This window comes from Cryobacterium sp. RTC2.1, assembly GCF_035018685.1.
Taxonomy (GTDB): domain Bacteria; phylum Actinomycetota; class Actinomycetes; order Actinomycetales; family Microbacteriaceae; genus Cryobacterium; species Cryobacterium glucosi.
In genome coordinates, this window is sequence record NZ_JASJXJ010000116.1 from 1 (window position 1) to 12,995 (window position 12,995).

11 protein-coding genes are annotated in these 12,995 nt (G+C 67.7%); 4 read left to right on the forward strand and 7 right to left on the reverse strand.

Annotated elements, in window-relative coordinates; genetic code table 11:
* Nucleotides 1–21: 21 nt before the first annotated feature.
* The 6 genes from QN357_RS13720 to QN357_RS13745 all read right to left on the reverse strand — a co-directional run bounded on the left by QN357_RS13720 (nt 22) and on the right by QN357_RS13745 (nt 6,526).
* The gene (locus QN357_RS13720) at nt 22–1,740 is read right to left on the reverse strand and encodes a proton-conducting transporter membrane subunit (protein WP_323505025.1); all 1,719 of its coding nucleotides are present in this window, start codon (nt 1,738–1,740) and stop codon (nt 22–24) included.
* Nucleotides 1,740–2,396, reverse strand: a complete 657-nt coding sequence (locus QN357_RS13725) for a hypothetical protein (protein ID WP_134449605.1) — start codon at nt 2,394–2,396, stop codon at nt 1,740–1,742. The genes QN357_RS13720 and QN357_RS13725 overlap by 1 nt, the downstream gene beginning before the upstream one ends.
* A gap of 8 nt (nt 2,397–2,404) precedes the next feature.
* Nucleotides 2,405–3,403 carry a respiratory chain complex I subunit 1 family protein gene (locus QN357_RS13730; RefSeq protein ID WP_134449606.1) on the reverse strand — a complete coding sequence of 333 codons (999 nt, stop codon included), beginning with the start codon at nt 3,401–3,403 and terminating at the stop codon, nt 2,405–2,407.
* Nucleotides 3,403–5,421: a proton-conducting transporter membrane subunit gene (locus QN357_RS13735; RefSeq protein ID WP_134558602.1), complete on the reverse strand. Its 2,019-nt coding sequence runs from the start codon at nt 5,419–5,421 to the stop codon at nt 3,403–3,405. Before QN357_RS13735 ends, QN357_RS13730 begins: the two co-directional genes overlap by 1 nt.
* Nucleotides 5,418–5,903: an NADH-quinone oxidoreductase subunit B family protein gene (locus tag QN357_RS13740; protein WP_134561020.1), complete on the reverse strand. Its 486-nt coding sequence runs from the start codon at nt 5,901–5,903 to the stop codon at nt 5,418–5,420. Before QN357_RS13740 ends, QN357_RS13735 begins: the two co-directional genes overlap by 4 nt.
* Nucleotides 5,904–6,010: 107 nt before the next feature.
* Nucleotides 6,011–6,526, reverse strand: a complete 516-nt coding sequence (locus tag QN357_RS13745) for an Lrp/AsnC family transcriptional regulator (protein WP_134449609.1) — start codon at nt 6,524–6,526, stop codon at nt 6,011–6,013.
* 186 nt (nt 6,527–6,712) lie between these two features.
* Here QN357_RS13745 and QN357_RS13750 point away from each other — a divergent pair, with 186 nt between their 5' ends.
* A complete protein-coding gene (locus QN357_RS13750; RefSeq protein ID WP_323505026.1) occupies nt 6,713–7,381 on the forward strand; it encodes a VOC family protein in 669 nt (222 codons plus the stop codon).
* 7 nt (nt 7,382–7,388) lie between these two features.
* Here QN357_RS13750 and QN357_RS13755 read toward each other — a convergent pair whose 3' ends face one another.
* A complete protein-coding gene (locus tag QN357_RS13755) occupies nt 7,389–7,895 on the reverse strand; it encodes a glutathione peroxidase (protein ID WP_323505027.1) in 507 nt (168 codons plus the stop codon).
* A gap of 330 nt (nt 7,896–8,225) precedes the next feature.
* Between QN357_RS13755 and QN357_RS13760 the strand changes: the two genes are divergently transcribed.
* The 3 genes from QN357_RS13760 to QN357_RS13770 all read left to right on the forward strand — a co-directional run bounded on the left by QN357_RS13760 (nt 8,226) and on the right by QN357_RS13770 (nt 12,838).
* Nucleotides 8,226–9,914, forward strand: coding sequence for a ribonuclease J (locus tag QN357_RS13760; RefSeq protein WP_277612950.1), 1,689 nt, complete (start codon nt 8,226–8,228; stop codon nt 9,912–9,914).
* A gap of 95 nt (nt 9,915–10,009) precedes the next feature.
* On the forward strand, nt 10,010–12,115 hold the full coding sequence (locus QN357_RS13765; RefSeq protein ID WP_323505028.1) for a transglycosylase domain-containing protein: 2,106 nt from the start codon (nt 10,010–10,012) through the stop codon (nt 12,113–12,115).
* Between the two features lie 120 nt (nt 12,116–12,235).
* Nucleotides 12,236–12,838 carry an NADPH-dependent FMN reductase gene (locus QN357_RS13770; protein WP_134449613.1) on the forward strand — a complete coding sequence of 201 codons (603 nt, stop codon included), beginning with the start codon at nt 12,236–12,238 and terminating at the stop codon, nt 12,836–12,838.
* Nucleotides 12,839–12,995 lie beyond the last annotated feature (157 nt).

Sequence of the window (12,995 nt, forward strand, 5' to 3'; positions counted from 1 at the left end):
CAGGCGTGTCGCGGTTGGTCATCAGTGGGCTCCTCCCAGTACGGCGGCGGCGCGCACGAGCAGCACGCCGACCGGGTTCGCGATGAAGGGAACGACGGCGCAGGTGGCGAGGGCGAGCACGAGGGGGAGCAGCGGGCCGTGGGTCGAGCGGTCCGGCGCGACGACGACGTCGACGACGGTCACGGCGACGGTGTCGGGGAACGGAGCGGCCACGCGGATGTTGGAGGTCATCGGGAACGGTTCAGGACCGTTCCCGCCGTCAGCGACGTGAGCGACACCGTTCACGACTCCGGCACCGTCGATCCCTGCCTCCGCCTCGCGGCGGGACAGGACCGTGGCTTCGCGGTCCGCGTCCGATTCGTCCCCCGGCGCGGTCGCGCGCGGGGTCACCTGCTCCGGCAGGATCGGCGGGTTGTGGTCGAGGGCGTCGTGCGGGGAACCGATGGTGAGCGCGACGGTGAGCCGGGTGAGGCTCGCGAAGATCACGAGCAGGAGGACGAGGGCGATGCCGACGACGACGCCCATGCCTGCGGACCAGCCGGCGAGGATGATGCCCACCTCGGAGAAGAAGATGCTGAAGGGGGGAAATCCGACGAGCGCCGCCATCGCGACGAGCCACGGGATCGCCAGCCCCGGGCGGCGCACGAGCAGCGCCCGGACGTTGGCGATCGTCGGTGTGCCCTCGACCTCGAGGATCCGGCCGGAGACGACGAAGAGCGTCGCCTTCACGAGTCCGTGGCCGAGCATGTAGAGCAGCACGGCCGGCAGGGCGGCGGCGCCGACCGCGGCGCCGATCGCCATCAGGCCCATGTGCTCGATGCTCGAGTATGCGAGCATCCGCTTGAAGTCGCGCTGGCGGATGAGCAGGGCGGCGGCGACGAACAGGGAGAGCAGGCCGGCCACGCTCAGCATCGCCCGGAGGAAGTCCGGGCCGATCACGGCGTCCGTGATGGTCTGCACCCGCAGGATCGCGTACAGGGCGACCGCAAGCAGCACGCCGCTCATCAGGCCGGACACCGGCGCGGGCGCCTGGCTGTGGGCATCCGGCAACCAGCTGTGCATCGGTGCGAGGCCGGCCTTGGTCGCGAAGCCGAGCACAGCGAGGGCGCCGCCGGCACGGACGAGTGCGGGGTCGAGGGGCAGGCCCGGCTGGCTGAGCACGAGCCAGGACAGCGTCGCCTCGCCGGTGGCCCGGGAGGCTGCGTAGATCAGCAGGATGCCGAGCAGGGCGATCGCGACGCCGACGGAGCCGAGGATCACGTACTTCCAGGAGGCCTCGAGGGACTTGCCGGTGCGGTGCGCGCCGACCAGGAACGCGGTGGTGATCGTCGTCGCCTCGATCGAGGCCCACATCAGGCCGATGTTGTCAGCGACGACGGCGAGTGACATGGCGGCGAGGAACACCGAGATCAGGCCGTCGTAGGAGCCCGCCCAGCGCGCGGGAGTCTGGGAGTGGCCGCCGCCGCCGAGTCCGCCCCAGGTCGAGACGAGGCCGATGGCTCCGACGACCGTGAGCAGGTAGGCCGAGAGGGCGTCGGCGCGGAGCACGCCGCCGAGAGTCGGCACCTGGTCGTGCAGCACGGCGACGACGAGGATCACCCCGGAGGCGAGCACGGCCAGGCTCGAGGCGATCGGACCGAGCCGGCGCAGCCGCGGGGACGGCACCGTGAGGCTCAGGAGCGCGAACAGCACCGGGAGGGCGAGCGGGGTCCAGAGTGCGAAGGACAGGTACGGGGCCATCAGTCATGCAACTTTCTCAGCTGGTCGATGTCCGTATTGCCGAACTTGTTGTGCATCCGCCCCGCGAAGACGTAGAGGATCATCACGACGAGGAGCACGTCGAGGGAGATGCCGAGCTCGAGCACGAGCGGGACGCCGCCGCTCGTCAGGAAGGCGACGGTCGCGATGCCGTTGTCGAGCACGAGGAAGCCGATCAGCTGCGACCGCGCCTGCCTCCGGGTGACGAGCAGCAGGAAGCCGATCAGCACCATGGCGAGCCCGATCGGCGCGGCGTGCGCGGACACGCTCGTGTCCCTGGCCAGCACCCGGCTGGAGACCACATAGGCGAGGATCGTGAGCAGGGCCACGGTCAGGAGCGAGGCCGTCGGGTTCAGGCGCGGGGCCTCATCCGTTCGGGTCGTCGCCTTCGACTCGTGGGCGAGCACCCACGGCAGGCCGAGGCCCTTGACGAGCAGCACGAGCACGGCGACGAGGATGACCTCGAGCTCGCCCTTCTGCACGCCGATCACGGCGACGAGCGCGGCCAGGGCGAGGCCCTGTACGGCGAGCAGGCGGATCGAGGCGAGCATCGAGTGCCGCCAGACCATCAGCGCGCTCGTGAGCAGCAGCGTGCCGGTGCAGAGGCCGATGAGTTGCGGGTAGGTGGTTTCGAACACGGATGCTCCTAAGCGACCAGGTAGGAGGCGGTGACGGCGAGCAGGGCGAGGGCGAACGACCCCGCGAGCAGCTCGGGCACGCTGAACAGGCGCGCCTTGGCGAGGAAGACCTCGCCGACGCTCAGCGCGGTGCCCAGGGCGAGCACCTTGGCGGCGACTGCGACGGCGCCGAGGAGGAGACCGGGTACGGTGAAGTCGGTGAGGACGCCCCACGGCACGATGAGGTTGCCGAGCAGGCCGAGCAGGGCGGCGAGCTTGAGCCAGGAGCCCAGTTCGAGCCAGGCCAGGTCGCGCCCGGAGCTTTCGAGCACCATGGCCTCGTGCAGCATCGTGAGTTCGAGGTGCGTCGAGGGGTTGTCGATGGGCAGCCGGCTCGTCTCGGCCATGATCGCGATCGCGAGGGCGACCATCGCGAGCAGGCTCACGGGGGAGATGATCACGGCGGGCGTCTGGAGCCGGGTCTGCACGATCAGCGACAGCGTCGAACTGCCCGCCGGGATCGAGAGGGCGTAGATCGAGAGCAGCAGGGTCGGCTCGACGAGGGCGGCGACCGTCATGTGCCTGCTCGAGCCCATCCCGCCGAATGCGGTGCCGCCGTCGAGCCCGACGAGGGCGAGCGCGACGACGCCGATCAGCATGACAGAGACGATCACGAAGAGGTCGCTCGGGATGAGAGGAAGCGCGAGGGTGCCGACGAGGGGGAGCAGCACGCAGAGCAGCAGGCTCGAGACGAGCAGCACGATCGGGCCGACCGACAGCATCCAGCTCGAGTCCGCCGCGTGCACAGGCTCCTTGGCGAGGAGCTTCCGCACGTCGCGCCAGGGCTGCCAGATTCCGGCTCCCGCGCGGCCCTCGAGCCGGGCGCGCACCTGGCGGATCACGCCGATCAGCAGCGGGGCCAGGAAGACGAAGAGCGCGAGTTGCAGCACGGCCATCAGGATGGGGGCCCCGATGCCGGCCCAGGTCAGCTCGACCGCGTGCGCCGCAGCGCCCGTGCCCACGCGCATCACAGCGACACCGCGATCAGCACGACGAGCAGGGCGGCGAACGAATAGCCGAGGTAGCGGTGGATGCTGCCGTCCTGTGCGCGCCGGGCGGCGAGGCCGAAGCGTTGGGCCGCGTTCAGGACCGGCCGGTAGAGCCGGGTCTCGATCACGTCGGAGACGGTCTGTTCGACGTGCACCTTCTCGACGAGGTACCTGGACTCGCCGACATGGGTGACCTCGACGTCGCGCGACGGACGCAGCACGTCGTCGAAGACCCGCACGAGTGGTTCGGCGTATGAGGTCGCGGTGTACTGCATCCGGGGCCGGAGCCTCGAGCCGCCACCGGCCCAGGGCAGCGGGTCCACCCGGGTGGGGTGGCGCCGGGCGCCGAGGGCGACGATGACGAGGATCGGCACGAGGACGAGTCCCGCGAGGATGACGAGGGTGCCAGGGTCGAGCACGGCGTCGATTCCGGAGAGGCTGACGCCGGCGAGGCCGACGGTGTGCACGTCGGGAACGATGACGGGGCCGACGGCCGCGGCGATGGCCGCGGCGAGCGGGCCGGGCATGAGCCCGAGGCCGACGACGGCGAGGGCGCCGAGCACGAGGGGGACGCGCATCACCCAGGGCACCTCGCGGGCGATGCTCGCCTTCCGGGAGCGCGGCCGGGCCAGGAATGCGATGCCGTATGCCTTGACGAAGGTCAGCAGTGCGAGTCCCGCGGTGAGGGCGAGCACGGCGACGGCGAGCGGCATCGCGATCGACGCGGCGACGGAGACGACCTCACCGTCGAGCCGGGCACCGTGGATCAGCGCCTGCAGCAGCATCCACTCGGCGACGAAGCCGCTCGTGATCGGGAGCGATGCCGCGCCGAGACTGGCGAGGCCGAACGTGCCTGCCGTCCACGGCATCCGTTTGCCCAGGCCGCCGAGGCGGTCGAGGTTGAGCTCGCCGGTCGCGTGCGCGACGGCGCCGGCACCGAGGAAGAGGGTCGTCTTGAAGGCGGCGTGGCTCACCATGAGTAGAAGGGCCGCGACGAGGGCGGCGTCGGCGGCGGCCGTCGCGTTGTAACTGCGCAGCAACACGGATGCCCCGAGGCCGAGGAAGACGAGCCCCATGTTCTCTGTGGTCGAGTAGGCCAGCAGCACCTTGAGGTCGCTCGCGACGGAGGCCTGCAGGATGCCGTACACGGCGGACACACCGCCGAGCACGAGGATGAGCACGCCCCACCACGGCGGGCCGGAGGGCAGCAGGCGCACGCAGACGAGGAGCGCGCCGTAGACGCCGATCTTGACCATTGCGCCGCTCATCGCCGCGGCGACGTGGCTCGGCGCCTCTGGCAGCACCCGGGGAACCCAGACGTGCAGCGGGACGAGCTCCGCCTTGCCGCCGAAGCCGAGCAGGAGGAGGACGAACGCTAGGTTCGCCGGCCAGGAATCGGCCGGCACGGTCGCGAGCGTCTGGAAGCCGGTACCGCCGGTGGCGGCCACGAGCACGCCGAAGCCGGCGAGCACGAAGAAGAAGCTCAGCTGGGACATCGCCGAGTACCAGATCGCGGCGGAGTAGACGGTGCTCCGGCTCGCGTGGTCGGCGAGGAGGAGCACGGTGGAGCCGAGGGTCATGATCTCCCAGAGGAGCAGGAAGGACACGACGTCGGTCGCGGCGGGAACGAGCTGCATGCCGCCGAGGAAGACGGCCATGGCCGCCCAGGAAGTGCGTGAGGCCTCCGCGCCGCGGGCCGAGCCGATCCCGAAGAGGGAGACGAGGGCGCCGACCGCGGAGACGACGATCATGAAGAGGCCGCCGAGCCGGTCGGGGGAGAGCACGAGGGGATCGATCGGGAGAGCGAGCGGGATGGTCAGGGTGCCGTTCGCCCCGCCGAGCGCTGCGGCCCCGGTGACGATGCCGGCGAGGCCGAGGAGGGCGCAGAGCGCGCCGGTCGCGCGGGACCGCCACGAGACGGGACTGAGCAGGCCGGTCGCAACGGCGGCGAGCGCGAGCAGGGCCTGGACGACGAGGCCGGACTGGACGGCGTTCATCGCCCGGTCATCCGTCGGAGGGCTTCGACGATGGCGGCAGGTTCCGGCGGAGTACCGGGGACAACGAGGTCGACGTGCACGAAGTCGGACACCGGGCCGGCGACACCGTAGCCGTCGGCGAAGACGCCGCCCGTGATCGCGCAGTCGCCGACGGCGACGACGAAACGGGGGGTGGGGGTCGCGACGACCGTGCGCCGAAGCGGTTCGATCATGTTCCTGGTCACCGAACCGCAGATCAGCAGCACGTCAGCATGACGAGGCGAGGCGACGAGCCGCACGCCGTAGCGCTCGACGTCGTAGACAGGGCCGAAGGCACTGGCGACTTCCTGGGCGCAGTCGTTGCAGCCGCCGGCATTGATGAAGCGCACCTGGATGCTGCCGCCGAAGATCCCGGCGCCGGGGAACAGGGCGGGGGCCTGCGGGGCCTGCTCTGCGATCCGCCCGCTGCGACGGATGAGGGAGGTCAGTCTGGTGACGCTCACCGGGGGTCTACGCCACTAAACATCATTACTTCTTTATATACCTATATGATGAATTTATCAAATAGATTGTGGACACTGCGCGGTGCTGGGCGGTCGTTCCGTCGGACTCAGGCCTCGTCGTCGATATCGACGTCGGCGCGGTTCGCCGGGCCGCGCTCCCGGGTCACCCGGTCGAGCAACGGGGTGATCCGGTACGGGATCAGCTCGCCCATGGCGAGCGAGGTCTCCGTGCGATCGACGCCCTCGCACGCAAGGATCGTGCCGTCGATGCGGAACAGGTCGTCGGCATCCGTGCACACGACGAGGACGAGCAGGTCCGTCGACCCGCTCATTCCGTGGGCCTGAACGATCTCGGGGATCTGGTTGAGTTCTGCGACGATCTGGCTGAGCCTCTTCTGCTGCAGGTGCACCTGGATGAACGCCGTCAGGGGGTGGCCGAGGGCGATCGGATTGATCCGGCGATCGAAGGCCAGGAACGCGTTGGATTCTTCGAGCCGTGCCATCCGCGCCTGCACGGTGTTCCTGGACAATCCCAGCCGCTGGGCGAGGGCCACGAAGGTGCTGCGCGGCTCTACGCAGAGGGCGCGGAGGAGTTGGAGGTCGACCCTGTCCAGACTGTGCATAACGCATGAGATTAGCACGCAGGAGGCCCGCAGAATAGGGCAAAGTGATTAGTGTTACGCCCCGCGAGGGCGCATCCGTGAAGGACGCGTCGGGAGGGTCACCGCGGCGGTCCGCCGCGCTTCCCGCCGGCTTTCGCAGGCCTCATTCTCTTGACCGCCGGCGGGCGCCGGAGCAGAGTGAGGTACATGAGCGCAACCGGTTCGATCCAGAGTCCCGTGCAGACCGGCCCCGTGCTCGAGGGCGGCCCGTTCGTACACCTCGATGGAGCGTTGCACGCGAGCTACCGCACGAGCGATTTCGCCTCTGCGGTGCGCTTCCTCGACCGCGTCGCCGAGGCGGCGGATGCCGCAGGCCACCATCCCGACGTCGAACTCGGCTACGGGACGGTCGCCTTCCGGCTCCGCTCGCATGATCTCGGCGGCGTGACCGAACGCGACCTCCGGCTCGCCCTGCAGATCCAGGCGCTCGCGAATGAGCTCGGTGCGGAAGGCAGGGCCGTGACGCCCGCCCGGTACGACGTAGCGATCGACTGCACGGACGCCGACTCGATCCGGCCGTTCTGGCGCGTCGGCCTCGGTTATGTCGAGCTGCCGGCCGACGGCGACGGCGACGTGGAACTCGTCGACCCGCGGGGTCATGGGCCGAGGGTCTGGTTCCAGCACATGGAGATTGCCCGCACCGACCGGAATCGTATCCATCTGGACGTCTACGTGCCGGGTGACGACGCCGAGGAACGCGTCAGCGCGATCGTCGAGGCCGGCGGCACGCTGCTCACCGACGAGCACGCCCCCGAGTGGTGGGTGCTCGCCGATGTCGAGGGCAACGAGCTCTGCGTCTGCACCTCGAGCTACTGAACCCGGGTCAGGCGGCGGCGGAGGCGAGCGTCTTCTCGATCGCGCCGACGAGCTCTGGTGACTCGGGTTCGACGGTCGAGGCGAAGCGGTCCACGATCTGGCCCTCTGCGTTCACGAGGAACTTCTCGAAATTCCACTTGACGAGGCCGGGCAGCAGGCCGGACTTGAACCTGGTGAGCTGGGCGTAGAGCGGATGCTGGTGCTTGCCCCGGACATCCACCTTCTCGGTCATCGGGAAGGTGACACCGTAGTTCAGCTGGCAGAACGCCTCGATGTCGGCGGACTCCCCGGGCTCCTGGCCCATGAATTGGTTGCACGGCAGGCCGAGGACGACGAGGCCGTCGTCCTTGAAGCGCTCGTAGAGGTCCTCGAGGCCCGCGTACTGGGGCGTGAAGCCGCACTTGGATGCGACATTGACCACGAGAACGGTCTTGCCGCGGTAGTCGGCGAATGTCGTCTCCGTGCCGTCGATGAGGGTGAGCGGGGCGTCGTACAGGGGGGAAGAAGAAGGCATAATCGCAGGCTATTAGCGAAGTCTCCGAGTCGGCTGGGGACGGCGGGAGAACCGCCGGGGGAGCTGGCGGCCCGCATGCGGTAGAATTGGGAGTTGACAGCGCGATTCAACGGCCATCCACAGCTGCGCTTTCACGCTCTGCGGTTCCACACACCCGGATGGCTTTCCACGGCTTCGCCCAGTCGAATGAGGCTCACGGCCTCGCGACCTGACGCGCGCATCACCTTCTGATTTGCATAACCCCGTCACCACGGCTGCCGGATAGACCCGGCGCCGGCTATGAGACCGGTTGCCCTGTGCGCGGTTTCGCCAAGAAATGAGTTTATTTAATTGACTAAGCACGAACTCGACCTGAACAGCCCGCCGTCCCTCATCAAGCGGGGACTGCGCATCGTCCCCCTCGGCGGCCTCGGCGAGATCGGTCGCAACATGACCGTCTTCGAACACAAGGGCAAGCTGCTCATCGTGGACTGCGGGGTGCTGTTCCCCGAGGAGACCCAGCCCGGCGTCAACGTGATCCTGCCCGACTTCTCCTACATCCGCAGCCGGATGCAGGACGTCGTCGCCGTGGTGCTGACCCACGGCCACGAGGACCACATCGGCGGCGTTCCGTACCTCCTCCGCGAGCGCGCGGACATCCCCGTCGTCGGCAGCGAGCTCACCCTCGCCTTCGTGAGCGCCAAGCTCGAAGAACACCGGATCACCCCCAAGCTCCAGCAGGTCAAGGAAGGCCAGCGTCGCAGCTTCGGCCCGTTCGACCTCGAATTCCTCGCGGTGAACCACTCCATCCCCGACGGACTCGCCGTCGCCATTCGCACCGAAGCCGGCCTCGTGCTCGCGACCGGTGACTTCAAGATGGACCAGTTCCCGCTCGACAACCGCCTCACCGACCTCCCCGGCTTCGCCCGTCTCGGTGAAGAGGGCGTCGACCTCTTCATGACGGACTCGACCAACGCCGAGGTTCCCGGCTTCACGATGACCGAGGAAGACATCCGCCCGGCCATCGACTCGGTGTTCCGCACCGCGCCGCGCCGTATCATCGTGTCGAGCTTCGCGAGCCACGTGCACCGCATCCAGCAGGTCATCGACGCGTCGGCCAGGCACAACCGCAAGGTCGCCTTCGTCGGCCGCTCGATGGTGCGCAACATGGCCATCGCGGAGAAACTCGGCTTCCTGCACGTGCCGAAGGGCCTCATCGTCGACGTCAAGGCGCTCGAGCGGATGAAGGACAGCCAGGTCACGATGATCTGCACCGGGTCGCAGGGCGAGCCGATGGCAGCCCTCTCCCGGATGGCGAACCGCGAACACACGATCAAGATCGGCGAGGGCGACACCGTCCTCCTCGCGAGCTCGCTCATTCCCGGCAACGAGAACTCGATCTACCGGGTCATCAACGGCCTCACCCGCTGGGGCGCCAATGTCGTGCACAAGGGCAACGCCAAGGTGCACGTCTCCGGCCACGCGAGCGCCGGCGAGCTCGTCTACTGCTACAACCTCGTCAAGCCCAAGAACGTCATGCCGATCCACGGCGAATGGCGCCACCTCAAGGCCAACGCCGAGCTCGCGATCCGCACGGGTGTCCCCGAGGCGCAGGTGCTCGTCGTCGAAGACGGCGTGGTCGTCGACCTCGTCGACGGCGTCGCCAAGATCGTCGGCCGCGTTCCGGCCGAGATCGTCCTCGTCGATGGCATGACCGTCGGCGGTGTCGCCTCCGAAGAGGCCCTCGCCGACCGCGTGCAGCTCTCCAACGACGGCGCGGTCACGATCCTCGGCATCCTCGACACCCGCACCGGCGCGCTCGTCGAACCGGTCGAGTTCATCGCCCGCGGCTTCGTGCAGGACAACGCCTGGATCCAGGGCGCGACGAAGTCCATCGACGACGCTCTCCGCGCGGCGAACAAGGTCAAGATCGTCGACGGGCCCGAGCTCGAAGAGATCTTCACCCAGAGTGTGACACGGTGGATGCAGCGTAAGTACCGCCGCATCCCGGTGATCACCTCCGTCGTCGTCGACGCCTAGCAGCCACTCCAAGGCGGATGCCGGTGGACCCGCGGGTCCGGCGGCATCCGCCTTCTTCGTACCACTCGTCCAGAAATGAAAGCCATAGTCGTACCATGACAATTTCGCCGCCCAGCAGGAAGAAGGGCCGTCGACTCCGCCGTCGTTCCATCGTCCTGATCGCAATGGGTGTCGTCGTGGCCGTCATCGCGACCGTCGTGACCGTCATCGCCGTGAACCTGCCCGACGACCTCGAGATCGGCCGGCTGTCGCAGAAGAGCAACCTCTATGCGACCACGAGCGCGGGAACCCCCTACCTCCTCGCGTCGTTCTACGACCAGAACCGCGTCGAGGTCGCCTTCGACGCGATCAGCCCGTTCGTGAAGGATGCCGCGACCTCGGGAGAGGATCCGGGCTTCTACGACCACGGGGGCGTCGACATCTGGGGCACCGTGACCGGCATCGTCTCGACCGTCTTCACCGGCACAGCCAGGGGCGGCTCCTCGATCACCCAGCAGTACGTGAAGAACGTGCTCGTGCAGAAGTGCGAAGCGCTCACCGACGAGACGGAACGCGCGGACTGCTACAACACGGCCACCGAGGCGAGCCCCGACCGGAAGCTCAAGGAGATGAGCCTCGCCATCGGCCTCGAGAAGAAGTACTCCAAGGACGAAATCCTGCGCCAGTACCTGAACATCACGGGCTTCGGCGGCTCCGTCTACGGAATCGAGGCCGCGGCGAGCTACTACTTCAACACCACGGCGGCCAACCTCACGTTGCCGCAGGCCGCGAGCCTCGTCGCGATCGTCAACAACCCGGTCAAATTCCAGCTCGACAAGCCGGACAGCGCGACAAACGGTGTGGCCAACGGTTATGCTGACAACAAGGACAGGCGCGATTACATCCTCGATGCGATGCTCGAGCACGGCAAGATCAGCCAGGCAGATCACGATGCAGCGATCAACGCCCCGATCGAACCGACCATCACCGAGCCGAGCACCGGGTGCCAGACAGCAGGCGGCAGCGCCTACTTCTGCGACCTCGTCATGCAAACGCTTCGCAACGACCCGGCATTCGGGGCGGATGCCGAGACACGGCTGGCCAACGTGCGACTCGGCGGGTACAACGTCTACACGACCCTAGACCTCGATCTGCAGTCCGCCGCCGAGACCACAATGAAGTCGAACGTGCCTGCGACGTATCCGGGCTGGGACGTCGGCGGGGTCATCACGAGTGTGGAGGTCGGAACCGGGCGAGTGCTCGACATGGCCCAGAACAAGGACTACAGCCAGGATCCTGCCGTGCAGGCGACCGGAGACAACTTCAGCGGCATCAACTACAACACCGACCTCGGCCAGGGCGGCTCCAACGGGTTCCAGACCGGGTCGACGTACAAGGTCTTCACCCTTGCCGAGTGGCTCAACGAAGGTCATTCCCTCTCCGAGTCCGTGAGTTCCCGGCCCCGGTCGAACTGGGGGACGTTCGAGGACAGTTGCAACGGGCCGCAAAGCTACGGGGCGGCATTCAACCCGAAGAACGATTCCTCGTCGGAGAACGGCTCGTACAGTTCGGCGTTGCAGTCGACCATCCAGTCGATCAACACGGGTTTCATCGGTATGGCCAAGGAACTCGACCTGTGCGGCATTCGCAAGACGGCCGAAGCATTCGGCGTGCACCGTGCCGACGGGAATGCGCTCGAGCAGGGCGCGGCATCCGTGCTCGGAACAAACGAGATCGCGCCCCTCACCATGGCGGCCGCCTATGCCGGGATCGCAAACGACGGCGTGACGTGCACGCCGATCCTGATCGACAGGATCACCGGGCCGGACGGTACGGAGATTCCCGCGCCGACGTCGAACTGCACCCAGTCCGTCAGCACGGACGTCGCCGCGGGGATGAGTTATGCGATGCAACGGGTCATGACGAGCGGAACGGCGGCGGCCTCCTACCGAGCCACCACGCCCCGGGTGCCGATGATCGGCAAGACCGGCACCACCGACGACAACAAGGACACCTGGATGAGCGGGGCCAGCACGAAGGTCGCCACCGTCGTCGGGGTTGTGAACGTGTCCGGCGACGGCCAGGACCAGCGGACGACGTACTTCGACAGCGGCCAGGCCGCGACCGCCCGGCACCGGATGTGGCCGGATGTCATGAGCGTCGCCAACGAGAAGTACGGCGGGGACAGCTTCACGGTGCCGCCGCGGAGCATGACCCGCTGATCCGGACTGTGTGGCTGATCACGACTGTGTGATAGGACGGAGGAGTCGGCTCATCACACAGGAGATGCCGGGGACAGTCGTTTGACGTGGCCGTTCGGGCGCTCCGGAAAGAACACGGAAATGACGTCACACACGATCGGCTACTTCGTCGGAAGCCTGTCCTCCACCTCCATCAATCGCACGCTCTCCCGGGCGCTGATCCGGCTCGCCCCGGAGAACCTGCACTTCACGGAAATCCCCATCCGGGACCTTCCCCTCTACAGCCAGGACTTCGACGCCGACTATCCACCGGAGGGGCGCGCCCTCAAAGCTGCCATCGAAGGCTCCGACGGGATCCTGATCGTTTCGCCCGAATACAACCGGTCGATACCGGGGGCCCTGAAGAATGCCATCGACTGGGGTTCGCGGCCCTGGGGGACCAACTCCTTCGCGCGGAAGCCCACCGGAATCATCGGCGCCTCCGTGGGTAATATCGGCACCGCCGTCATGCAGTCGAACATGCGCAGCGTGCTGAGCTTCCTCGATGCCCCCCAGTTGAACTCCCCGGAGGCGTACATCAAGTTCGATCCGACGGTCTTCACGGGCGACGGCGAAATTACCGATGCGGGCACCAGGGACTTTCTCCGGCACTACATGGATGAGTACGGTGCGTTCGTCCAGCGCGTCCTGGACGTCACCGCGCCGGGCCACATCGGAGACTTGCACGCGAGCTCGAAGAAGTGACGCGATAGCCGTCGGCCCCGGGCGCTAGCGCCTGTCAGAGAAGTTCTCCACAAAAATGCTCCTTGACCAGGTTGTCCACAGGTGATTCATGGGCGTGCGGATGCCGGTGGAATGTCGGTGGTCTTCCGTAGAGTGACCGGTATGACCTGTCTCTTAT

Bases quoted from the DNA above. Each gene is read 5' to 3' on its own strand.
- QN357_RS13745 (WP_134449609.1), bottom strand. From the start codon at position 6,526: ATGCACAGTCTGGACAGGGTCGACCTCCAACTCCTCCGCGCCCTCTGC.
- QN357_RS13720 (WP_323505025.1), bottom strand. From the start codon at position 1,740: ATGGCCCCGTACCTGTCCTTCGCACTCTGGACCCCGCTCGCCCTCCCG.
- QN357_RS13755 (WP_323505027.1), bottom strand. From the start codon at position 7,895: ATGCCTTCTTCTTCCCCCCTGTACGACGCCCCGCTCACCCTCATCGAC.
- QN357_RS13730 (WP_134449606.1), bottom strand. From the start codon at position 3,403: ATGCGCGTGGGCACGGGCGCTGCGGCGCACGCGGTCGAGCTGACCTGG.
- QN357_RS13770 (WP_134449613.1), top strand. From the start codon at position 12,236: ATGACGTCACACACGATCGGCTACTTCGTCGGAAGCCTGTCCTCCACC.
- QN357_RS13765 (WP_323505028.1), top strand. From the start codon at position 10,010: ATGACAATTTCGCCGCCCAGCAGGAAGAAGGGCCGTCGACTCCGCCGT.
- QN357_RS13735 (WP_134558602.1), bottom strand. From the start codon at position 5,421: ATGAACGCCGTCCAGTCCGGCCTCGTCGTCCAGGCCCTGCTCGCGCTC.
- QN357_RS13750 (WP_323505026.1), top strand. From the start codon at position 6,713: ATGAGCGCAACCGGTTCGATCCAGAGTCCCGTGCAGACCGGCCCCGTG.